The organism is Sphingobium fuliginis, assembly GCF_015074805.1.
GTDB classification, from domain to species: Bacteria; Pseudomonadota; Alphaproteobacteria; order Sphingomonadales; family Sphingomonadaceae; genus Sphingobium; species Sphingobium fuliginis.
The window spans coordinates 1-22,597 of sequence record NZ_CP060036.1; the positions used below are offsets into that span (position 1 = coordinate 1).

Annotated in this window: 16 protein-coding genes; 9 read left to right on the forward strand and 7 right to left on the reverse strand. The window is 65.7% G+C overall.

Going from position 1 to position 22,597, the window contains the following annotated elements; all coding sequences use genetic code 11:
• Together H5V43_RS16385 and H5V43_RS16390 are read left to right on the forward strand one after the other, a co-directional pair.
• Nucleotides 1–1,188, forward strand: a complete 1,188-nt coding sequence (locus H5V43_RS16385; RefSeq protein ID WP_025552294.1) for a replication initiator protein A — start codon at nucleotides 1–3, stop codon at nucleotides 1,186–1,188.
• Between the two features lie 54 nt (nucleotides 1,189–1,242).
• A protein-coding gene (locus tag H5V43_RS16390; RefSeq protein ID WP_128830902.1) for an IS5 family transposase occupies nucleotides 1,243–1,994 on the forward strand; the annotation gives its coding sequence in 2 pieces (ribosomal slippage) (nucleotides 1,243–1,573 and nucleotides 1,573–1,994; 753 coding nt in all).
• An 815-nt stretch (nucleotides 1,995–2,809) separates the two neighbouring features.
• Here the strand turns inward: H5V43_RS16390 and H5V43_RS16395 are convergent.
• From H5V43_RS16395 to H5V43_RS16405, 3 genes are all read right to left on the reverse strand, one after another.
• Nucleotides 2,810–3,739 carry a hypothetical protein gene (locus H5V43_RS16395; protein WP_025550466.1) on the reverse strand — a complete coding sequence of 310 codons (930 nt, stop codon included), beginning with the start codon at nucleotides 3,737–3,739 and terminating at the stop codon, nucleotides 2,810–2,812.
• 1,156 nt (nucleotides 3,740–4,895) lie between these two features.
• On the reverse strand, nucleotides 4,896–5,768 hold the full coding sequence (locus H5V43_RS16400; RefSeq protein WP_037483436.1) for a Ros/MucR family transcriptional regulator: 873 nt from the start codon (nucleotides 5,766–5,768) through the stop codon (nucleotides 4,896–4,898).
• A 758-nt stretch (nucleotides 5,769–6,526) separates the two neighbouring features.
• Nucleotides 6,527–6,802, reverse strand: coding sequence for an HU family DNA-binding protein (locus tag H5V43_RS16405; RefSeq protein ID WP_007684484.1), 276 nt, complete (start codon nucleotides 6,800–6,802; stop codon nucleotides 6,527–6,529).
• Nucleotides 6,803–7,251: 449 nt separating this feature from the next.
• Between H5V43_RS16405 and H5V43_RS16410 the strand changes: the two genes are divergently transcribed.
• The 5 genes from H5V43_RS16410 to H5V43_RS16430 all read left to right on the forward strand — a co-directional run bounded on the left by H5V43_RS16410 (nucleotide 7,252) and on the right by H5V43_RS16430 (nucleotide 14,147).
• A complete protein-coding gene (locus H5V43_RS16410; RefSeq protein WP_242495899.1) occupies nucleotides 7,252–8,946 on the forward strand; it encodes a ShlB/FhaC/HecB family hemolysin secretion/activation protein in 1,695 nt (564 codons plus the stop codon).
• A 47-nt stretch (nucleotides 8,947–8,993) separates the two neighbouring features.
• Nucleotides 8,994–9,554: a 2OG-Fe(II) oxygenase gene (locus H5V43_RS16415; RefSeq protein WP_025550470.1), complete on the forward strand. Its 561-nt coding sequence runs from the start codon at nucleotides 8,994–8,996 to the stop codon at nucleotides 9,552–9,554.
• 583 nt (nucleotides 9,555–10,137) lie between these two features.
• The gene (locus tag H5V43_RS23685) at nucleotides 10,138–11,646 is read left to right on the forward strand and encodes a hypothetical protein (RefSeq protein ID WP_037483438.1); all 1,509 of its coding nucleotides are present in this window, start codon (nucleotides 10,138–10,140) and stop codon (nucleotides 11,644–11,646) included.
• Nucleotides 11,647–11,836: 190 nt separating this feature from the next.
• Complete coding sequence (locus H5V43_RS16425; protein WP_025550474.1) at nucleotides 11,837–13,054, forward strand: autotransporter outer membrane beta-barrel domain-containing protein; 1,218 nt, start codon at nucleotides 11,837–11,839, stop codon at nucleotides 13,052–13,054.
• A gap of 94 nt (nucleotides 13,055–13,148) precedes the next feature.
• Nucleotides 13,149–14,147, forward strand: coding sequence for a ParB/RepB/Spo0J family partition protein (locus H5V43_RS16430; RefSeq protein WP_025550476.1), 999 nt, complete (start codon nucleotides 13,149–13,151; stop codon nucleotides 14,145–14,147).
• 77 nt (nucleotides 14,148–14,224) lie between these two features.
• Here H5V43_RS16430 and sorB read toward each other — a convergent pair whose 3' ends face one another.
• Nucleotides 14,225–14,539, reverse strand: a complete 315-nt coding sequence (gene sorB / locus H5V43_RS16435; RefSeq protein WP_007684475.1) for a SorB family sulfite dehydrogenase c-type cytochrome subunit — start codon at nucleotides 14,537–14,539, stop codon at nucleotides 14,225–14,227.
• Entirely contained in the window at nucleotides 14,536–15,756 is a 1,221-nt protein-coding gene (gene sorA / locus H5V43_RS16440; protein ID WP_025550478.1) for a SorA family sulfite dehydrogenase catalytic subunit, read from the reverse strand. Before sorA ends, sorB begins: the two co-directional genes overlap by 4 nt.
• Before the next feature lie 315 nt (nucleotides 15,757–16,071).
• On the opposite strand from sorA, the gene H5V43_RS16445 reads away from it, so the two are divergent.
• Nucleotides 16,072–16,284 carry a hypothetical protein gene (locus tag H5V43_RS16445; protein WP_025550480.1) on the forward strand — a complete coding sequence of 71 codons (213 nt, stop codon included), beginning with the start codon at nucleotides 16,072–16,074 and terminating at the stop codon, nucleotides 16,282–16,284.
• A 141-nt stretch (nucleotides 16,285–16,425) separates the two neighbouring features.
• Here H5V43_RS16445 and H5V43_RS16450 read toward each other — a convergent pair whose 3' ends face one another.
• Nucleotides 16,426–17,493, reverse strand: coding sequence for a cellulase family glycosylhydrolase (locus H5V43_RS16450; protein ID WP_025550482.1), 1,068 nt, complete (start codon nucleotides 17,491–17,493; stop codon nucleotides 16,426–16,428).
• 233 nt (nucleotides 17,494–17,726) lie between these two features.
• Nucleotides 17,727–19,937, reverse strand: coding sequence for an SDR family oxidoreductase (locus H5V43_RS16455; protein WP_025550483.1), 2,211 nt, complete (start codon nucleotides 19,935–19,937; stop codon nucleotides 17,727–17,729).
• Nucleotides 19,938–20,229: 292 nt separating this feature from the next.
• On the opposite strand from H5V43_RS16455, the gene glf reads away from it, so the two are divergent.
• Entirely contained in the window at nucleotides 20,230–22,476 is a 2,247-nt protein-coding gene (glf, locus tag H5V43_RS16460; RefSeq protein WP_065847779.1) for a UDP-galactopyranose mutase, read from the forward strand.
• Nucleotides 22,477–22,597: the final 121 nt, after the last annotated feature.

A 22,597-nucleotide genomic window follows, 5' to 3' on the forward strand; every position in this document is an offset into this window, starting at 1 on the left:
ATGACCCGCGCTTCCAGGACCGAGATCACCGACCAGTTCGAACTCTTCCTCCCCTATATCGCGGACATGCCCCTGCGCGACCAGCGCGAGATGATGGAGCGCCCCTTCTTCAGCCTCGCCAAGTCCAAGCGGGTCAAGCCGATCGACTACACCTCCCCCGACGGCAAGGCCTGGGTCCATGTCTCGGCCAATCCGGACTATGGCATGGCCACCATCTGGGATGCCGACATACTGATCTACTGCGCCTCCGTCCTGGCCGACATGGCGCGCCGCGGCCTCAACGACATCCCGCGCAAGCTGCACCTCATGCCCTATGACCTGCTGCGCGCCATCCACCGCCCGACGACCGGCCGCGCCTATGAACTGCTCGGCCAGTCGCTCGACCGGCTCGTCTCCACCACGATCAAGACCAACATCCGCGCCGAAAACCGCCGCGAAGCGACCTTCAGCTGGCTCGACGGCTGGACCCAACTGGTCGACGAACGCACCGAACGCTCCCGCGGCATGACCATCGAACTCAGCAACTGGTTCTATGAAGGCGTGCTGATGCAGGGCGGGGTGCTCAGCATCGACCGCGCCTATTTCGACCTGACCGGCGGCCGCGAACGCTGGCTCTACAAGGTCGCGCGCAAACATGCCGGCGGGGCAGGGGAGGGGGGCTTCGCCATCTCCATGCCCACCCTCTTCGAAAAGTCTGGGGCCGAAGGCGCCTATCGCCGCTTCAAATTCGAAATCGCCAAGATCGCCGAACGCGATCCCCTGCCCGGCTATACGGTCGAACTGGAACAGCCCGACGGCAAGCGTGAACCGTCGCTCCGCATGCGCCGCCGCCCCCAGGCCGATCCGCTCCCGGCAACCGTCGCCCGCCGACCGGCGACGGCCTCGCAATCCACCCCTCCCAAGACAACGCCGTCCCCCGCACCAACCGACGCCGACATGCTGGTCGATGCCGGCAGCATGATCCGCCGGACCCTGGCCGGAATGTCCGCCAAGGCCAGCGCCGGGGAGATCACGGACGCGACCATGGCGACCCTGCGCGCCGACTATCCCGGCTGGGACTATCAGACGCTCCATCAGGAGTTTCGCGACTGGCTCGAAGCCGACCCCACCCGCACGCCTGTCAATTATCAGAAGGCGTTCATCGGCTTCGTCCGCCGCTTCCACGAGAAGAACCGCCACCGCCTCTAGGGGTTGTGGGGATTTAGGATTCCCATTTGTTGGGAGATGTGATTCACGCTCTGGATGGACCGTTTCGTACTGACCGACGCCCAATGGGCAAAGATGGAGCCACATTGTTTGGGTAAGCCGACTGACCCTGGGCGGAGCGGAAGGGACAACCGGCTATTCATGGAGGCGGTGCTGTGGATTGTTCGCACGGGCAGTCCATGGCGTGATCTGCCCGCCATGTTCGGCAACTGGAATACGGCGTTCAGGCGGTTTCGCGATTGGCGGGAAGCCGATATTTTCAAGCGTATTTTCGATGTGCTGTCGGAGGAACCCGACATGGAATACGCCATGGTCGATGCGACCATCGTCAAGGTTCACCGGCATGGCCAGGGCGCAAAAGGGGGACTCAGGGCCAGGCCATTGGTCGCTCAAAAGGCGGCATGACGACCAAGATTCTGGCGCTGACCGATGCCTTGGGCAATCTGGTGCGCTTCGAGTTGCTGCCGGGCAACCGCTACGACACCATAGGCGTCGCACCGTTGATCGACGGTATCGAGTTCGGTGCCCTGCTGGGCGACAAGGCCTTCGATTCCAACTGGATTGTACAGGATCTTGATCAGCGTGGGGCGAAGGTTGTCATTTCACAACATCCCGGCCGTGCCCAAAAGCTCAAGATCGACGTCGAGATGTACAAATGGCGTCACCTGATCGAAAACTTCTTCTGCAAACTTAAGGAATTCAAACGCATCGCTATGCGTGCCTGCAAAACCGACCAGAGCTTCTCTGCAATGATCTATCTCGCCGCAGCCATCATCAACTCACGATGAATCCCCACAAACCCTAGAGCATCGTGCGCAAAAGCGGGAACCGGTTTTGCGCTTAAAAGGATACGACAACAAAAGCCTGGAGCGCGCGGCCTGCGTATGATTTAACGCAGCGCGCTCCAGAGCGGGTTTCGCTCCGATTCCATCAGGTCGCCGCTCCACATTCCCCGTCTTCCGCGATTCCCGCCAGATTCGGAACCGGTCGCCTGGAAATCGCTCCAGAGCGCGCTGCATTAACCGGACGCAGGTCGTCACATCCTTTCAAGCAGAAAACCGGCCGTGCGATGCCGAGCCGCATCCCAAAAGGCCAAACCGCTTGACCAAAACCGGCCCAAAACTCGCGCCATATCCCGACCCTGCAATTCAGCCGACGCACCCCATGCCCATGCAACGCCGAAATGCCGGGGAGGGCGTTCCCGAAGTGTCGGGTAGCGCTGATGGGAAAGGACAACCCGTCAAACACCCCGATAGCGGACCTCAATCCGCCCCGGAATTTGAACGTCCTTTCCAACACCCCCCTCCAATATGATTCAATCCCCCACCCACCGACAACAGCAAATCGCATGCTTCGACACTCCGGGAACACCCTTCGCCCCTTTAGGAACGTTTCCCCGACATTTCAGGAACGCCAGCGTCGACACTATAGGAACGGACCAACGATCCTATGGGAACAGCGATCCAACGCCGACTCGTGCTCTTATGGCGATTCGCCTCCCGCATCCCCGCCCAGTAACTCTTTAACTTTCCTAGAAACCTTATAACCTGGGCGAGACATATTTTTGGCAAGAAACTGGATGAGAAGCCTTGGGCAGCGCCGTCTAATGCCGCCCTGTCAGTCTTTCGACCTGCGCTACCAGTTTCGTCGCGCCCTGGTGCGAAACGCCCAGCAGCCGCGCGACCGCCATCTTGCTCAGCCCCGGATAGGCCAGCTCAAGCCGCATCAGCAACGGGGCCTTGCTCCGCCGCGTCACCTCCAGTTCCACCGGCAGCCGAGCCAGCTTCGCCTCCAGCCGATCCAGTTCTATCAACCCCTGCGCCGCCTGGCGCGCGACCATGGCGGCAATCTCTCCCGCCAAAGAAGCGGCATCGTCCGGCAGGAAGCGCGGCAACCCGACAAGGCAGGGCAGGTGACGCAGGCTGAGCCCCGCCGCCACGAAGGCGCCGGGAAGGTGGCAGGCAAGCACCCAGCCCATATCAAACCGTCGCGGATCGATGCGCCATTGCCGCCCGTCGGCCGTCGTCACCAGATGCCCCTCGGTGACGGGCGTATCGAGGCTCCCCCTCGCATCGATCAGCCGCTGCGCGACCGCCGGCAGGGTGCCGGCAGCGTAGGGGGCGTCCAGCAGCATCTGGGCCATGCGCCACGCCGGGCCGAAGCGGACCAGATCCTCGGGCGCCCACAATCCCACCTCCTTGCGGTCGTCAAGCAAGGTGCGGGAGATGTTGAGGGTCGCGCGCGCGACCGGGTCCCGGTCATCGCCTGCCGACAGCGCAAAATGGAAGAGCGCGGCGACGGAAAGCGGATCGTTGAGCCCCTCGCTATGGCGCGGCGGCGGCGTCCGCCCGCAAATCCAGTTCTGAAGCTCCGCAACCGACACCGGCACGCCGGCAAAGCCCGACAGCATGGAGGCGCCCTTCAGCCTTGCCCTGGCCAGCCAGACATCGGTCGCCGGGCTGTTGCAAAGCCGCCCGTCGAGCCGCCCGAGAAGAAGCAGGGCATGATCCGGCGAAGCTGAAAAATCCTGCATTTCCCATGGATAGCGCAAGATGGACTACAACCAAAGAGGCGAGTTGGTTGTATATGCTATGATGGTGGGGAAGGCAGCTGCTCCGTCTGATCGACGGCGAATGGCCACGCTCTTTCTTATGCCATAATGCAGTAACGCCCGCCAGCGTCAATCGAACATCCAAAGTGGGGACCCGAACAAAAGCCCTGAAATAAGACGACGCCCCTCTCGGACACGTCCGTCGGGTAAAGGCGAAAGGGGAGGGCATCCAACCGATCCGCAAAACGGGAACAAAAGAGGAAATAGTGCTATTTTGCCCTGGGAAGCCCGTCAGGCACCGGTGGGCAGTCAAATATAGACAAGCTCATCGACACCGCCCTTTGCCTTTCAGAGAGCTTCCCAGCCTGCCCAAATTTTAGGCACTAGGCCCATCGATCTGTTCTCCCGTCCCACAGGAACAATGCGCCGGCTGCCGTAGCTCCTATCCTGCTGGGGATCGCGAACGTCATAGAGCCGCACGCGATGGATAGGGCGGCATCGATTCACCCCACGATGACCTGCTGCGGAGAAACTCATCATCATATCAAAGGAACAGGAACGGATGCCGCAACACGCCCGGCCTATATTCGATCGCCCCCGACGGGAGCAGGCAAGGGCACCGCCTGATCGACCGGACAACTGAAAGTCCCCGCAGAGGATCATGGGATATATTCATGATCCAGTGCAGCAATCTTCACCGGCATCCGGCCTTTGACAATCGCAAAACGGAGTCAGGCACGACCAAAGCCCGTCCATGACCATTATAGGGCATCCCAATCGAAGAGCCCGTTATCCCGAGAGGCACGGAGCGAGATCATCCAGCGAAGACTTTCACCCATCGGATCATCTTGCATTGCTGGCAAAGCTCGAACATTGCATCGCAAGGCAAGGGCGTCTCAATTGTGGTAATGGAGATGGATAGATCAACAGTTCAAGCCGCTGCCACCATTCTCGCCGCCTCCCGGTAATTGCGATTGCACAGCGCGATTTTCCGATAGCCTTGACCCCGCCGCCATCAATAAAGTCCAGCCCTCATCGGCCGCATCCTTGAAAGGAAAACGCCCCGAACGACATTTGCGTCGTTCGGGGCGTGATCTTGGTCGGCGGTCCGGATCGTCCGAACCGGCCAGACGTACAATCAGGCTTTTTCGGCCACAGGCGCCTTGGCGGACTTGGCTGCCGGCTTTTTCTTGGGAGCGGCCTTGGCGGGCGCCTTGGCAGGCGTTGCCGCCTTGCTTCCCGCCGCTGCCTTTTCCGCAGGCTTGGCAGCAGCCGGAGCGGCAGCGTCCTTCTTCGGCGCGGGCGCCGATGGCGTAGCGATGGAGAGGCGCTTGCGCGATGCGGCGGGCTTGGCAGCCGGAGCCTTGGCGGCGGGCGCCTTGGCAGCAACCGGCTTCGCCTCGGCAGGCTTCGTTGCGGGCGCCTTTGCCTCAGGGGCCTTTGCCGCCGGGGCTTTCGCTTCCGCAGGCTTGGGAGCGGACGTCTTCGCAGGGGCCTTGGCCGCCGCCGGCTTGGCAGGCGCTGCCTTTGCAGGTGCTGCCGTTGCAGGCGCAGCCTTGGGAGCAGCGGCCGCCTTCGGAGCCGCTTCGGCCGGCTTCTTGGCATTCACCGGCTTGCGGCCAAGGCCAAGCTTCGTCGCGACGGCGCGCCGCGCTTCCGAATAGTTGGGCGCGACCAGCGGATAGGACTTCGGCAGGCCATAGCGTTCGCGATAGTCATTGGGCGACAGGCCATGGCTGGCCAGGTGGCGCTTCAGCGTCTTGTACGGCTTGCCGTCGATCATGCTCAGAATATGTTCGGGCGAAGACAGGCTTTTGCGGACCGACACGGCCGGCGTGTAAGTCGGCGCCGCCTCCTCCTGGGGCTTTGCGGCAAGATCATCAGTCAAGGCCAGACGCGTGGTCCGAATGAGGTCGGCAAGACCTTCGCTCGCTACATTATTGTTGGAGACAAAGGCACTCACCAGCTGAACAGTGAGCGTCGTGATGTCAGGCTGGTTGTTTTCAGACATTGGCCCCGCTTCCCATCTTTGAGTAATAGAAGCGGCCTTTTGCGCGGTTTTGCGTTAAATGTAAATCCGAAACGACTTGACAGCCCGTCCGCATGCTGTCGAACAGGAACAAACAAGCTCATTTTGTTTCGAGATGGGACAGCCTGACCGCGCAATTCCGTCCGCCGGGGTGGAACCATCTTCGCCATATCATTCGCCAGTCAACGGCGCGAAGGCAGGGCGCCTTGAACAGCATAGGCAGGGCGCTCATCTATATTCGCCTGCCCAGTACCAGTGTTCGACCGGCGGGCGACAATATTTGTCGACAGCGAAACCTGTTCTGCACAAAAAAAGGCCGGTCTTTCGACCGGCCTACTGAGTTTAGGAGAGGATGCCTGAAAGGCACCCGCCAAATGGCGCGCCGGACTTCCAATGGCAAATGCGAAGCGCGGCGATGTGATTGCGTTGCGCGCAATTCCCGGCGCCGGCTTCATATCGCACCATGTCGGAATGCCCTGCCACGGACGGCGCATCGTTCAGGGCGAACGCTTCGCGACGAACGTCCATGCCGCGTGCGACGCACCCGGCAAAGATCGCGCATATGTCTGAAAAGGGCAGGGCGGGGGTCCATCCCGCCAGACTGGCGCGCGCCCCGCCGGTACGACAGGGGCGCGCCATTCGATCAAGGAAGGGATGGCGGCCCGTTCGTCCGGGCCGATCCTTCCGATCTTGCATCGATGAAGACTTGGGCGGCCAGGCGCGGCCGCCGAAGATCGTCTTCAGCCGTTCAGCTGGTCCTTCACGGCCTTGGCCGGGGTAAAGGTCAGCTTCTTCGAGGCGGCGATCTGGATCACGGCGCCGGTCGACGGATTGCGGCCTTCGCGAGCGGGCTGGTCCTTGACCTTGAACTTGCCAAATCCGTTCAGCGAAACTTCCTCGCCCTTCGCGGCGGCACCGGCGATGGCGGAGAAGACGCCGTCGACATATTTGCGCGCGTCGGCCTTGGTCAGGCCATGGTCGGCGGCCAGTGCTTCGGCGAGTTCAGTATTGTTCATGATGATCTCCCTTTCGTGGACGGATGGTCTTAACCTGTCTCTTCGCACTCAACTAGCCCCTTTGCGACCGGCGAACAGCGAAAATCGGCAGTAAAATCGCGTTATTGGCGCTTTCGGATGGGAAAATGACCCCGACCGGAGCCTTCGGGCCGCCTTTCCCGCCGGCGGCAACTCCTCCGCCCGGGTTCCGATCCGCCGCACGAGCAGGCATTTCGCCCGTGAAAAGGGCCCTCCGGGCGGCTGTTCCGCCAAAATGGTCGCAATTGTCGCGCGCCCCGCCCGCGCCGTGCCGGGGGTGGACCGCCAAGGGCGGGACTTTGGCCCGGCGCAGCCCTTTTACAAAAGCTTGCGGATAGAACCGATCCGGTCGCGGTTGCAGATGAAGGCCGCGTCATTTTCTCCCATCCTTCCTGCACGGCGGCCCCTTGCGGCCGGAATGGCGTGGGACGATGTGGCGGCAGAGCATGGCGGGGATGGGGTGGTGCAGGCGCGCGGCGCGGGCGGTCGCGGTGGGCCTCGGGCTGATGCTGGCGGTCCCTGCGGCGGCGCAGGACGCAGCGCCCGGCCAGCAAAGCGCCGCCCCGATCATCGACCGCGACCGCACCGACCGGCTCGAACCGCAGATCGCGCCTCCGCCTGTCGCCGCGCCGCGCCCGGCGCCCTCGGTCCAGGTCGCGCCCGCGGCTTCCTCCGCGGCCCAGACGCTGCTGACGCGGCTTATCTATAGCGGAACGACGCTGCCCAAATCCCGGCTCGATGCCGCCACTTCCCCCTTTATCGGTCGGCCGCTGACCGGTGAAACGCTCCAGGCCATCGCTCATGCGATCAGTGCGACCTATGCGAAGAGCGACATCGCCTTCTATTCCGTCTCCATTCCGCCCCAGCTGCCTGGCGGCGGCGTCCTGACCGTCCGTCTGGTCGAGGGGCGGGTCAGGGATTATCGCCTCGCGGGCATGTCGCCCAGCATGCCCGCCGGGCTGATCGCCGCGCATATGCGCCGGCTGATGCGGGACGCGCCGCTGCGCAGGAGCCGTCTGGAACGGACATTGGCGCTGCTGCGCGACATTCCGGGGCAGACGGTCGACGCCCGGCTGCGCCAGTCGGGCGCGCCCGGCGATCTCCTGATCGACCTCATCGTCAAGCGCAAGCAGGTGCAGATCGGCCTCACGATCGACAATAGCGGGGTCAGCAATGTCGTGCAGGGCGTGCAGGCGCAGATGTCGGTCACGGTCAACGGCCTTGCGCGCGAAGGCGACAGCACGCGCATCGCCGGCTACCTGCCCTTCTATCCCGACCGCTATCAATATTATTCGCTCAGCCACAGCACGCCCATCGGCAGCAATGGCCTGACCCTGGCCGCGCAGGCCGCCCATGTCGAAACCCGTTCGCGCGACAGCAGGACGACGGGTGAGGCGACATTGGCCGGCCTGACGCTCAGCTATCCCGTGCTGCGGTCGACAAAGTCCCAACTGTCCGTCACGGCGTCCCTCGACGGCATCGACAGCGACAATTATTTCCTCGACATCCGCTTCGGGGATTACCGGTCGCGGGCGCTGCGCCTGGGGGCCTCCTGGTCCCGCGCCGACGCAAGGAACGGCTATGCGGTTTCCACGGTCGTCAGCCAGGGGATCGACGCGCTGGGCGCCCGGCCCTTCACCGGCTTTTCCGAAACCGGCTTCACCAAGGTCAATGTTCAGGCCATCGCAGTGAAGGGGATCAGCAGCAGGCTCAGCCTCCGGACTTCGGTCAAGGGCCAATATTCGAAAGACGATCTTCCGGTGACGGAGCGCTTTCCGCTGGGCGGCCGGGGCGCGGGCATGGCCTTTCGCACCGGAACGCTGACGGCGGAACAGGCCCTTGCCGGCAGCGCCGAACTCTCTTGGTCGCTGCCCGCCCGGTCGCCTGTGCTGAAGGCCAGCGCGCTGTTCGTCGCGCTTGACGGTGCGCTGGCGCATGGCACGGCGCGGCCCGCCTACCGCCTCGCGGCGCGGGACTACAGCCTTGCATCGGCGGGGGGCGGGCTGCGGCTGGGCCTGGGCGCGAAATGGCGGGTCAGCGCGGAAGTGGCCGTGCCGGTCAAGCGGCCCGACCCGACCCTCAGCCGCAAGGCGCGGTTTTTCTTCGGGGTGGGGCGGGCATTTTGATCCGTCCTTTTGCGAATACGCAAAAACAAGAAAATGGGAAGCAAGACATGAACAATGTGTGGGAGGTATGGCCCTCGGCCCTGACCGGGGCCGAATGCGACGCCATCGTCAAGCGCGCGGCGCTCTATCAGCCGGAAAGCGCGACCGTCGGCTTCGCGCAGGCGGTGCGCAGCGATCATGCATATCGCTCGTCCACCATAAGCTGGCTGGACGTTCATCGCGACAAGGACATTGTCGACCGGCTGATGCAGTTCGTCCATTCTTCCAACCGCACCAATTTCGGGATCGACATCGCCGGCCCCTATGAACTGCAATATACCGAATATCATGGGCGGGCTCAGGGCAAATATGACTGGCATCAGGATGTGTGGCTGGAATCCTCCCGCCCCTTCGACCGCAAGCTGTCGGTGGTGGTGCAACTGTCCGACCCGGATGAGTATGAGGGCGGCGCCTTCGAATTTTTCGGCCTTCAGCAGCCGGGCGTCAATTTCGCGCCACGCGGCAGCATGCTGATCTTCCCCTCCTTCCTCCAGCATCGCGTCCTGCCGGTGACCAGAGGCGTCCGCCGCAGCCTGGTGAGCTGGATCGAAGGGCCCCGGTGGCGCTAGAGCCAATCGACATTCAGCCCTGACGGCCTGCAAATGACGCTTTTCCGTGCTTCCGGTGCTTACCTACCTTGAGTAGGCTGCGCTCCGGGTCACGGAAAACCACCCTTTTACCTTCGGTGGCCTTCGGCTCGGCTCGTCATCATCTGAATGTCGATTGGCTCTAAGCCGCCGCTGACGGTCCGATCCTCCGATCTCTGATCTTCCGGCGATCGAACCACGATCGGCGCGGCCCGCATGGATGCGCGCCGACCGCAGCCGCAACCCATGCCTTCCGTCGCCGCTTCGAAGGAAAATGGACCATATCGGAAGCAATTCCGCGAAGGACGATTTGCTTGCCCTGAACCCGGCTTTGCGGACGAGGGACCTTAAGGATGCCGCCAAAAGCCGCCGGATATGCGGATTCCCTGATCTTTCGACCAGCTTTGCGCAGGCGGCAACAGGCTTTTGCGCGCTGAACCGGGACCAATATCGGCAAAGCCGGCCGTTCTGACCAGACCGGTTTCTTCTTGACGCGGCGATAAGGACTGCCGGGCCTAACTTGCTCCCGTTGCGATCTGCTCGCAGGAAAACAGGGAGTCTTGCAATGCCACGTTATGGATCGGTCCGGTCGGGACGGCACTATCTGCTGTGCGCCACGGCGATACCTCTTCTTTTGCTCAGCGCCTGCGCCGACGGCGTGGGCTTCGACATAGGGGCGGGCGGCGGCCAGTCCCCCTCCGGTCCCAGCGGCCCGACAGGTCCGACAAGTCCCACCGGCCCGACCAACCCGTCCGGTCCCTCGGGTCCATCCGGCCCGTCCGGTCCCTCCGGTCCCAGCGGCCCCACGGGTCCGGGCGGCCCCGCCGGTCCCACCAGCCCAACCGGCCCAGCAGGCCCGACCGGCCCCTCCGGTCCCGTGGGCCCCGGCGGTCCGACCGGCCCAGGCGGCCCCACTGGACCCACTGGCCCGACCGGCCCCGGCGGACCCACCGGTCCCGGCGGCCCGACTGGTCCTGCCGGACCCACCGGACCCACCGGTCCGACCAGCCCCACCAGCGGCGGATCGATCATCGGGGCTTCCATCGGCAATCTGCCGGTGGTCGGGCCCACCGGTCCCGGATCGCTGATCGGCGTCAACGTCCTGCCGGGCGACAGCCAGGCGACCGGCAGCGTGGCCACCGTCGATCTGCTGACAGGCGACGGCACCGTCGCCCAGCTCGCCCTGCCGACCACGCCCCAGAGCGTGCAGCAGGGGCTGGCGCCGGTCGGCACGCTCGCAGGCGGCCTGCTCGGCGCACCGGCGGGGGAAGCGGTGACGCAGCTCACCGACGGTCTCTCCCCCACGGTGGCGGCCGTCACCTCGACGGTCGGCCAGCTCACCACGCCGCTGCTCGATACGGTCAACGGCGCGCTTTCGCCCGTCACCGGTCCGCTGGTGGGCGACAATGGCGTCCTCGCGCCCGTGACGGGGCTGGTCGAAAATGCGGTGGGCGGCCTGACCGGCGCTCTGGGCGGCGTCGGCGGCGATCCTTCCGCCGCACTGGGCGGACCGCTTGTCGGCGCGAATGTCGGCGGCAATGTCCTGACCGGCGCCTCTACGCCCGGCACGCTTGTCGGGGTCAACCTGCTGCCGTCGGACGGCGGCGCGGCTGCCGGACAATTGGCGACGGTCGATGTCCTGACGCAGGGCAATCTGGTCGACATCGCCGTGCCGACGACCGCGGCCGGGGTAGAGGCCGGATTGCAACCGGTCGGCAACCTGGCCGGGGGTCTCCTTGGCCCGCAGGCCGAAGCGACCGTCACTCAGGTCACCAGCGCCGTCGCCCCCGTGGTCGCGGCCGCCACCAGCACGGTCGACAGCGTCGCCGCGCCCCTGCTCGACACCGTCAACAGCCTGGCCCCGGCGCTGCCCGGAGGAGAAAGCGGTTCCCCGCTCGCGCCCGTGACCGGCCTGGCCGGCGGCCTGCTGGGAGCAGGGGAGGGGACCGGCGGCAATGCCCTGGCCCCCGTCACCGGCCTGCTGAACGGCGCGCTGGCCCCGGCGACCGGATCGGGTTCCGCCACGGCGCCCGTGACCGGCCTGCTCGGCGGGCTGCTCGGGGGCGGCAACTGACGCGGCGGCGCGGCCCGCCATGGTCCTCATGCATGGCGGGCCGCACGCCGACGATGCTCTCCCCCATAGCCCCCGGGGGAAGGGCGGGGGCGAGGAGGCAGTGGGCGCACTGCCTCCTCAAACCGATTCCGAACGCAGGCCGGCACGCTTTGCGTTCACGCAAAAATCTTCGCCAAAGGGGAATATCATCTTGCCGAACCGCCTTTTCTTCATCCGCCGCCTGATCGATGGCGCTGCGGCCCTGCTGCTGCTCAATGCCCAGCCCGCCATGGCCGGTCCCTACGCGCCCTATGCCGTAACGCCGGGCGAAACCGCGGTGGGAACGATGCTGGACGCGGCGACGCACGCACCCGGCGGCGACCGCGCGGCCATGCTCGCATCGATCGACGCCCTGCCGGCGGCCGCGGCGCGTGCCGATGCGCTGGGCCAGCTCTCGCCGCGCAGCTATTCGCTGCTGCCCCGCCTGTCGATCCAGTCGATGGACGCCGCCGACCGGGAAATCCGCTCCTGGCTGGCCGAACGGCGCAGCATCGCCATCGATGCGCCGGCCGATGTTCCGGCCAGCGGCGACCGCACCATCACCATGATGCTGAGCGGAGGGATAAAGCGGGCGAGCTATAAGGCGCGCGTCGACCGCCCCGAAGCGGAATCCGACAGCCGGTCGCTGCGCTTCGCCGTCGATGTGAAGCCCGTGCCCGGCCTCATCGTCGGCGCGACCCTGGGCATCGACGGCATCGATGCGCGGCTCGACCCGGCGCGGCGCCCCCGCATCAGCCAGTTCAACAGCCAGATCGGTTCCTATGCCAGCTATAGCGACGGCCGCTTCTATGTCGACGCGACGGCGGCCTATACGCTCTCCGAATATAAGCTGCGGCGCCAAATCGGCTGGGCGGGCTTTACCGGGCGGCTGGTGGCGCCCGTGGACGGCGACGGCTGGGCCGCATCGGGCGAGGCGGGCGCGATGCTGCGCGCAGGCCCGGTCCGGATACAGCCCTTCGCCGGCCTGCACCATCGCTATGCCGATGTCAGCGGCTTCGTCGAAAATGGCGGACCCGCCGCGCTGGAGGTCGCCGCCTTCCGCACCAGATCGCTTCGCGGCGCGTTGGGCGCGCGCATCTCCGCCAATGCGACGCAAGGCGGCTGGACCCTTCGCCCCTCGGTCGAGGCGCAATGGCAGCGCGAACTGCGCAGCCGCCCCGACAGCCGAATAGAGGCCCGCTTCGCCACCCGCGACTTGCCCATCTTCACGCTGCGTCCCACCCGGCTGGCGCGTGACGCGGGCCTGGTGAATGCCGGGATCAGCGCGACCTGGAACAACCGCACCACGTTCCGCCTGGGCTATGCGGGCGAGTTCGGTTCCGACCGCCATGTCCACGCGGCGGCGCTGACGGTCGGACGGCGTTTCTAGGCAAAAGGGATTGCTCCGAAACGAACCGGATTCCGCGCCACAATCGTGCATATCCCGCTATTGCGTGGGCCTGCTCACGCAAAGGAAGTGATCCATGGCCCGCTTCATCCGCGACATATTGGCGACCCTTTCCCACGAACCCGCCGGCAGGGGCCCGCCCGATCAGCAGGCGCTCAGCCGCCTCGACCAGCGGCTCGCGCCTTTCGCGGACAAGGGGCCGGGATCGCGCGGCACGATTTCGATCCAGCCGGACGAATGTTCGGTCTGGGACGGCAATCCGCGCGACCAGCCGGGACTGACGGCGGACGGCTGCCGGTCGCTGATCGATTCCATCGCCAGCGAAGGCGGCAACCGCATCCCCGTCCTCGTGCGCCTCAATCCGCCGGGTTCGGACCGGCCCTATCAGCTTCTGGTCGGCAGCCGCCGCCGTTTCGCGGTGGACTGGCTCAACCATAATGGGCGGCCGGAAATGCGGCTGGCGGCCCTGGTCGTCGACCTGTCGGACGAGGAAGCCTTCCGCCTTGCCGACATCGAAAATCGCGAGCGGGCGGACATCAGCGAACTGGACCGGGCGCGCAGCTATCAGCATGCGGTCGAACGCTTCTACGGCGGAGTGCAATCGCGCATGGCCGAAGCGCTCACCCTTTCCAACAGCCAGCTAAGCCGCCTGCTCGCCTTGGCGCAATTGCCGGAGGAGGTGGTGAACGCCTTCGCCACTCCCGATGAATTGCGCGTGCGCTATTCCGAAATCCTGACCCCGCTGCTGCGCCGTCCGGACCAGCGGGCGCGCATGATTGCCGAAGCGCAGTCCATCGGGGAACAGCAACAGGCGCTCGCGCGGGATGGCGGCCGCATGCTTTCCCCCGCGACGGTGCTGGCCCGGCTGCGCGATGCCGCCACGCCGCAGCCTTTGGAGGAAGCGCGCGACATGGCGATCGTCGCGGGCGGCGCGCGCATCGGCCGCCCCCGGCCCGGTCGAAGCGGCGGCCTGACCATCGACCTCAGCATATCGGAGGATGCCGATCTGGACGAACTGCTGGCGCGGCTGCGCGAAACCATCGTCGCGGCCCGCGCCGCGCCCGTCATGCAATAGGATCGCGATCGTTTCCGGAGCCTCAACAGGCGACTTTGCGTATACGCAAAAAGCCCGCGACCATTGATGCCGGCGCTCTATGAAGGCCCGGCGGCCTCCTTCCGGCCGTAAGTGGCGGCCAGATAGGCGGCGATCCGCTCGGCATCGGCAGGCTCGATCGGCGCGCCATAGACCTTGATCATCTTGCCGACGCTATCCTGCCAGAATTGCGCCCCCTTGCCGCGTGGCTGAGTGGTGACATAATCCAGCGAATGGCAGGCGGAACAGGTCGCCGCCGTCAGTTCCGCGCCGTCGCCGGGCGGCAGGACAATGGGTCGTTCGTCGGGCAGGCGATAGCCCGCGGCAGCCGCGCCGCTCGCGGCGAGAAGGGCGATGGGCAGCAGCGCTTTCACAGGGCGACGACCTCCACGGCTTCGACGACATTGCGCATATAGCCGGCGGGCTGCCAGAGCGGATCGAACGGCTGGACCTCTCCCGACCGGCCCGTCGCGCGGACGAGCATGCGATGGCGGCCGGGCGCCAGCCTCTGCGCCGACCGCCATGACCGGAAGCTGTAGCGGCCCAGATCCTCGCCCAGTTCGGCCTGCCGCCAGCTTGCGCCCCCGTCGGCGGAGATGTCGACCCGCGCGATTCCCGATCCGCCGTCGAACGCGATGCCGGACAGCGCCACCGGCTTGCCCGCCGCCACCTGCGCCCCGGACATATGGCTGGTGAGGAAGGACCGGATGTTGAGCCGGCCAATGGGCCGCGTCCTGTCCGGCTTGCCGCCGGGCGCGACGCAGGCGCAATCATTGTCGGGAATGCGATAGGCGGTCTTCATCCAATAGCCGTCATAGGCCGCGTCCACGACGTTGATCTCATGCAGATGCTTGATCCAATAGGTGCCGTAATGGCCCGGCACGACCAGACGCAACGGATAGCCGTTGAGAAAGGGCAGGTCCGCGCCGTTCATCGCCCAGGCCACCATCACCTCGCCATCGCGGGCATGGTCGACGTCCAGCGCCTTGATGAAGTCCGGGATGCCGTTGGCCTGCGGATTGTCGAGCCCGTTGAACGCAACCTGCCGCGCCCCCGCGCGCACCCCCGCGCGGTCCAGCAGCGCGCGAAGCGGAACGCCGCGCCAGCGGGCATTGCCCATCGCGCCATTGCCCAGCTGCCCGCCCCCGACACGCGGTTCGAAAAAGCCGCGCCCATTGCCGGAACATTGGTTGACCGCGACGATCTCCTGCACGGGAAAGTCGCGCTTCAATTCCGCGAGCGAAAGGGACAGCGGCCGCTCGACATGACCGCCCAGCGCCAGCCGGAACCGCCGCGCATCGATGTCGAGCGGCAAATCCGAAAGATGGTAGCGCACGAAGAAGGCATCATTGGGCGTGATCGGCCCGTCGAACAGCGCCAACGGCGTCTCCAGTTGCGGCGGCCGCGCGGTAAGGCCGATGAGCGCCCGCTTCTGCGGATAGCGGACTAAGGGCCGCTCGCCATTGCCGAAGGGCAGGGCGGCGTGGCCGTCACCGGCCCGCGCCCAGCCGGGCACCGGCAACATCGCCCCCGCCATGGCGGCGATAAGGCCGCGCCGATCCACCCCGTTCATGGTCCGTCCGTCCGCCATGGCTGTCCTGCCTGCACCTTCCTGCACTCTGATGATCGGAATGCGGCCGGTGATCCGGTGCGCGGTCTGGCTTTGTTTCTCTCGCCGCCCCGACGCCCCAGGGTCGGGCAACGCCGATCCGCTGTGGGTAGGATGCGGCGGCGGGCCAGTCAATCCGGGAGGTGCGGAGCTGCCTCGGCAGGATGGAAGCACGATCATCATTAGCGAAGCCCCGCCCCGCAAAACCATCTTGAACAGCCTCCGCCCTGTCCCTAATTTGGCGCGTGGCGGTCGCCGCCGGAAGGAAGAGAGGATTGGAAGAAAGGAGGCAAGCCCATGTCCCTCTCCCATTTTCAAGGCCCCTTCGAAGTGGCCCATCATCCCCAGTTGGAACCTGAAGTGAAGCGCGCGATCCTCGCATCCTGGGCTTCGGACGCCAATGCCGTGGAGGGCAATCCCGCCGTCAGGCGCCCGCCGCGGCACGATCGGCCGATCCCCATTGACGAGATTCTGGACGCGCTCCGCAAGGTGGATCGCAACCCCATATAGAGCAGCCAGAATCATCGGCCGCCCCCGGCCTTTGTTCTACCGCGTTTTCCGGGCCAGCAGATGATTCTGCCTGCCCGGAAAACGCTCTCGTCTCTCGATGCCGCCTCTCCCGAGCCGTCGCCCGCAGGAAGAGAGCCTCCTTCAGGCGGTCACTTCGTCCAGCCGGTTGATGAGCCGCAGGAAGGCCACCTCGCTTTCGTCATGCGGCGTGCCGTCCGCATCGAAAATATCGTGGAACCATTTTTCCTTCAGCCCCTCCAGATTGGGGTTTTCCCACTTGTCCCACGGCAGATGGGTCTGCGTCTTCCCCTTCACCAGGCCCCAGCAGAAGGTGCCGACCTGCTCCTCCTTCGCGATCGGCAGGATCGCCTGGAAGGTGCTGCCCGCCGGCCGCGCCATATATTCGGTGCAGAGCAGCGGGCGGCCCATGGTCTTCAGCCATTTGACGCGCTGCGCAAAATCCTCCGCAATGCCGTAATTGTGGAAGGAGATGACGTCGGAATGCGATGTCTGCGCCTGCTGGATCGGACTGAGCAGGTCGGGCGCCGACCAGTCGCCCAGCCAGATGCCGCTGGTCAGCGGCTGCATCGGCTGCATTTCCCGCGCCCAGCCGAACGCCGCGACCAGCAGCGGCACGACCAGGTCTGCCTTCGCCCTGAGCGCCGCGGGATCGCACAGCGCGACCTCCGGCCCATTGTCGGGCTCGTTCCAGATGTCCCAGGCCAGCACGCGCTCATCCTGCCCGAAGCGGCCGACCACGCCCCGCACATAATCCTCCAGCCGCGCATGCTCGGCCGGATTCCGGAGCACGGCGACGCCCGGCGACTGGACCCAGCCGCTGTTGTGAACCCCCTCGCGCGGCGGGGGCTGGGGCCCCAGCGCCGGTTCGGGATGCCAGCAGGAATCGAACAGCACCAGCATGACGCGGATGCCATGCCGATCCGCCACCGTAAGGAAGGCGTCGATGCGGTCCAGAAAGGCCGCCGCGTCGTCCAGCCACAACAGGTCGTGCAGATAGACCCTGACGCTGTTCATCCCCACCGAAGCCGCCAGCTCCAGCTCGCGGTCGATGGTGGCAAGGTCGAAGCTGCCCGCCTGCCACATTTCCAGTTGGTTGATGGCGTTGGAGGGCGTGAAATTGCACCCCACCAGCCACGGTTGCCGTTCGAACCAGCGATGCGCCGCTTCCGGCGTCCAACGATTGCCCATATACCCGCTCAAGACCCGCTTCTACTGTCACCCTGAAGGCGGCCATTAACATCGGTCATCTATAGGACAAGAAGATTAATATGATCTGAGTAAGAGGAAATTTCGATCTTTTCGAAGATTGTCCCAACCCGTCTTCGTTACATGATCGTTATAGTATGGAAACGCGCCCTTTGATTATGAAATCGAAATAATACAGGTCCGAAACGACCAACCGCATGGGACGGGATGCGGTCTCACGCCGCTTCCCGGACCATCTCCCCCGGCAGATGCGCCGCGAAATGATCGATCGCCGTGGCGAGCGAATGCAGCGGCGCCCCTCGACGGCTCGCCAGCGCCGTATTGGCGGGCCGCTCCGCCACCCAGCCGAGCGTCCGGTGGGGAACGCCCCGGATGCGCGAGGGGTCGCCGCCGCAGCGCATCGCGATCCGGCGGGCGAAATCGGCCCAGGACAGCGCCTCGCCATTGGTCAGGTGCCACGGCCCGACCTCGCCGTCGATCAGCAGGTCCAGCGACGTCGCGACCAGATGCGGCACATAGGTGGGCGTCACGATCAGGTCCTCCGCCGCCAATATGGTCTCCCCCCGGCTCAGCGCCCGCACCACGGCGACCGCGAAATTATGATCGTCATGGGGCGAGAAGAAGGCGGCGGTGCGGATGATCAGGTGGCGATTGGGCACCCCAAGCGCGGCGATCCCTTCCTCCATCTCCGCCTTGCTGAGGCCATAGCAATTGCGCGGTGCGGCCGCGTCATCCTCCACATAGGGCGCGCCCTTCTCCCCATCGAAGACGAGATCGCTGGAGAAGGAAAGCGACGCGATGCCGCGATCCCCGCATGCCTTCGCCAGCGCCACGGCCCCCCGCGCATTGGCGGTCAGGCAGGCGTCGCGTGCCGTTTCGGCCTCGTCCACCCGGACCCAGCCGGCGGCGTTGACGACGCCCCAGGGCGCGATGCGGTCGAGCGCGGCGGCGATCGTCCCCGGCGCCAACAGGTCCAGTTCCCCCCGCGACGTGAGGACGAAGGGAATGTTCCGCAACGCGCAGGCGCGCGCCATCGCCCGCCCCAGCGTCCCCGTCGCGCCGCATATCAGCAGCGGCCGTGCCGGAGAGAGACGGGCCGGAGAGGGATGCAAACGCCCGGCCAGATGCGCCTTCATCGATGCGGGGCGCGCCACGCCGGGATGGGCGATCCGCACGGGGCGCTGCCACCAGCCGGCGCCCTCCGCCAGCATCGGGCGCTCGCCCCCGCGCGCCAGCGCCCGCGCCAGAGGCAGCAGCGCCGTGGCGCGCGGCGTTCCGCTGCTGACGTCCCACAGCCCCGGCTCATAATGACCCGGCTGCGTCAGCAGGCTGTTCCACCCCGAACTGCCCAGCAGCGACCAGAGGGTGACCGCCTCGACCTTTATCCCCTCGGCGCACAATCGGCCGGCGACGTCCCAGGCCTGCGCGATCCAGCGCAACTGCTCCTCCCGCGTGCAGCCATTATGGACCTCGGTGACGGCCAGCGGCCGCCCATAGCGCGCCCATGCCTCGCGCAGCGCACCCTCCAGCCCCTGGGGCGGCGGCTCCAGCACGCGGATGGCTTCCACATCGGCATAAAGCTGCGTGTCGCTGCCGCCATGGCTATGCCCGGGATAGCGGTGAAGCCGATGGTCGAGGAAGCGGTCGCTCGTCAGATAATGGTTGATGCCGATGACGTCGGGCGGACAGGGATCGTCGGCAATGGCGCGCAGCCGGTCCGCGAAGCCGAAGCCCGAAAGGCGCTCCCACAGCGGATGCTCGCGCGTCATCATGCCGCAGAGCAGGTCCCAGCTCGCCCAGCGGCGCAGATTGTCGAACCCCGCCTGTTCCCGAAGGGAGGCGGTGGCATAGGTGCGGCCCAGATCGTCGGTCTGGATCAGCCGCGCGCCGGGACTGACGCGGCGGATGGCCCGCATCGACAGGCGAATGGCGTCGGTCTGGTTCAACAGCGCCAGCCAGAAGGATGGTTCGGACCGGTGATGCGGATACCAATGGCCGTACAGGGCGGAAAAGCGGGCGGTGGTCAGCGGCTCGTTGACCGGCGTCCAGTCGGCGATCCACGGATAGCGCTCCGCCGCCGCCCCGGCATGACGCGCCAGCCCGGCGGCGAACCCCTCGTCCAGCAGGCCGGTATGGGCCGGGCCGCTGCCATGATGGACCAGCCCGGCGATGACGCGGATGTCAAGGTCGCGCAGCCGCTTCAACCGTTCGTCGGTCCATTGCCAGTCGCGCTCGTCCGGATCGCGCGGGCTGACCCTCTCCCACAGGACGGGATAGCGGATCGCCCGGATGCCCAGCGTCGCCAGCCGGTCCAGGTCGTCCGCCCGATCCTGATGCCCTGTCGCGCGGATCTGGTCGCGGTAACTGTCGTGGACGCGGTTCACGGTGCATTCCAGACCACCCCATAGCTGCGGCTGCATGGTCATTCCGGTCTCCGTTGCAATGATGGGCGCGATTATTTGGCTCGTTGAACTTCGATCAAGTGAAAGCAGGATAATTGCGACATGCCAGCAACCTGGATCAGTGGAGAAGAAGGAACGGATCGTTCTCCGCCGCGGTTTGACCAATGTTCATCCCGCAGAAAGGTTGCATATAATGGTCCAGCCCCAGTCTTCCCCTTGGCATGAATCTGGATCAATTCCGTCGAACGGCACGCATACCATCCTCTGCTTCAGTCATTTGCGGTGGAAATTCGTCTTTCAACGTCCCCAGCACCTGATGAGTCGCTTCGCCGCCCAGTCCCGCGTCCTCTTCTGGGAAGAACCCTGCCTTGTCGAAAAGCTGGCGGAGCCCGACCTGCATATCGACGTCTGCGCCGCCAGCGGCGTCACCGTCATCACGCCGCAACTGCCCGCCGACGGCGCGCGCGAACAGGATGGGGAGAATTTGAAGGGCCTGCTCGACCTGTTCCTGGCGGGCGAATCCGGCCCGTTCGTCCGCTGGTACTACACCCCCATGATGCTGCCCTTTTCGGAGCATGTCATGGCCGACTGCATCGTCTACGACTGCATGGACGAGCTGGCCAATTTCAGGGGCGCGCCGCCCGAACTGCTGCCGCTGGAACAGCGCCTGCTCTCCCAGGCCGACCTGGTGTTCACCGGCGGCTACAGCCTCTATGAAGCGAAGAAGGACAGGCACGGCCATGTCTATCCCTTTCCCTCCAGCGTCGACGCGGCGCATTTCGCCCAGGCCCGCTCCGCCCGAACGCAACCTGCGCAGGACGCCCGCCCGCGCCTCGGCTTCTACGGCGTCGTCGATGAAAGGATGGATGTCGAACTGCTGGCGGCGCTGGCCGATGCGCGCCCCGGCTGGGATCTGGAAATTGTCGGCCCGGTCGTGAAGATCGGCGAGGCGGACCTGCCGCGACGGCCCAATCTCCATTTCCTGGGCGGCCGCTCCTATGACGATCTGCCCGGCTGCGTCGCGGGCTGGGACGTGGCCCTGATGCCCTTCGCCATCAACGACGCGACCCGCTTCATCAGCCCGACCAAGACGCCCGAATATCTGGCGGCGGGAAAGCCGGTCGTGTCGACGCCGATCGCCGACGTCATCCGCCATTACGGTGGGATCGGCGCGGTGCGCATCGCGGAGCGCGGCGAAGCCTTCATCCGCGCCTGCGACGCGGCGCTGGCCCTGTCCCGCTCGGGCGGCGACTGGCTGGCGGAGGCGGACAAGGTGCTGGCCGGCATGTCCTGGGACAAGAGTTTCCAGCAGATGAGCCGCCTCATCAGGGAAGCGATCTCGCGCGGCGCCCATGCCCATCCCATTGTGTCGCCCACCAGCTGGAAGGACGGCCCGCCGCGGCGTTATGACGTGATGGTCGTCGGCGCGGGCTTCGCGGGCGCCGTCATGGCCGAACGGCTGGCCGCGGACGGCGGCAGGAAGGTGCTGCTGGTCGACCGCCGGCCGCATGTCGGCGGCAATGCCTATGACGAGCTGGACGATGCCGGGGTCCTCATCCACCGCTACGGGCCGCACATCTTCCACACCAATTCGCAGGAGATATTCGACTATCTCTCCCGCTTCACCCAATGGCGGCCCTATGAACATCGCGTGCTGGCGGCGGTGGACGACCTGCTGGTGCCGATGCCGATCAACCGGACCACGCTCAACATGCTCTACGGCCTGGACCTGGGGACGGAGGAGGAGGCCGCCGCCTTCCTCGCCGCGCAGGCGGAGCCGGTGTCGGTCGTCCGCACGTCGGAGGATGTGGTGATCTCCGCCGTGGGCCGGGAACTCTACCAGAAGTTCTTCCAGGGCTATACGCGCAAGCAATGGGGTCTCGACCCGTCGGAACTGGACAAGGCGGTGACTTCGCGCGTGCCGACGCGCACCAATAAGGACGATCGCTACTTCACCGACAGGTTCCAGGCGATGCCGCTCGAAGGCTATACGCGCATGTTCGAACGGATGCTGGACCATCCCAATATCGACATATTGCTGGGCGTCGACTATTGCGAGGCGCGCGACGCCTATCCGCACGATCATCTGGTGTTCACCGGCCCGATCGACGAATATTTCGGCTATCGCCATGGCAAGCTGCCTTACCGCTCGCTCCGGTTCCAGCATGTCAGCCTGGACGTCGACCGGTTCCAGCCGGTGGCGGTGGTGAACTATCCGTCCCCCGACGTGCCGCACACGCGGATCACCGAATATAAGCATCTGACCGGGCAGCAGGTGCCGGGGACCAGCATCACCTATGAATTCCCCGCTGCGGACGGCGACCCCTATTACCCCATCCCCCGGCCGGAAAACCAGCAGCTCTTCAAACGCTATGAAGCGCTGGCGATGGTGCAGACCGACGTCACCTTCGTCGGGCGGCTCGCCACCTACCGCTATTACAACATGGACCAGGTGGTGGGACAGGCGCTGGCGACCTACCGCCGGATGACCAGGGCCCCCGCCATCCGCACCGTGCCCGCCCACCTCGCCGCCGCCGCGCAGCCCCGCCCTTCGGCGGGCTGACCCGCCACAGGCTGGACAGGACCGACCCTGAAGCGGCCGAGCCGATTATATCGGATCGGCCGCTTCAGGTCTTTTTTCTACCGCCCTCTCCAAGTCGGCCGATGATCCTGTCGGCCTGGAA

Coding starts and splice junctions, on each gene's coding strand:
- H5V43_RS16385 (WP_025552294.1), top strand. CDS start 1: ATGACCCGCGCTTCCAGGACCGAGATCACCGACCAGTTCGAACTCTTC.
- H5V43_RS16395 (WP_025550466.1), bottom strand. CDS start 3,739: ATGCAGGATTTTTCAGCTTCGCCGGATCATGCCCTGCTTCTTCTCGGG.
- H5V43_RS16400 (WP_037483436.1), bottom strand. CDS start 5,768: ATGTCTGAAAACAACCAGCCTGACATCACGACGCTCACTGTTCAGCTG.
- H5V43_RS16405 (WP_007684484.1), bottom strand. CDS start 6,802: ATGAACAATACTGAACTCGCCGAAGCACTGGCCGCCGACCATGGCCTG.
- H5V43_RS16410 (WP_242495899.1), top strand. CDS start 7,252: ATGTGGCGGCAGAGCATGGCGGGGATGGGGTGGTGCAGGCGCGCGGCG.
- H5V43_RS16415 (WP_025550470.1), top strand. CDS start 8,994: ATGAACAATGTGTGGGAGGTATGGCCCTCGGCCCTGACCGGGGCCGAA.
- H5V43_RS23685 (WP_037483438.1), top strand. CDS start 10,138: ATGCCACGTTATGGATCGGTCCGGTCGGGACGGCACTATCTGCTGTGC.
- H5V43_RS16430 (WP_025550476.1), top strand. CDS start 13,149: ATGGCCCGCTTCATCCGCGACATATTGGCGACCCTTTCCCACGAACCC.
- sorA (WP_025550478.1), bottom strand. CDS start 15,756: ATGGCGGACGGACGGACCATGAACGGGGTGGATCGGCGCGGCCTTATC.
- H5V43_RS16445 (WP_025550480.1), top strand. CDS start 16,072: ATGTCCCTCTCCCATTTTCAAGGCCCCTTCGAAGTGGCCCATCATCCC.
- H5V43_RS16450 (WP_025550482.1), bottom strand. CDS start 17,493: ATGGGCAATCGTTGGACGCCGGAAGCGGCGCATCGCTGGTTCGAACGG.
- H5V43_RS16455 (WP_025550483.1), bottom strand. CDS start 19,937: ATGACCATGCAGCCGCAGCTATGGGGTGGTCTGGAATGCACCGTGAAC.
- glf (WP_065847779.1), top strand. CDS start 20,230: ATGAGTCGCTTCGCCGCCCAGTCCCGCGTCCTCTTCTGGGAAGAACCC.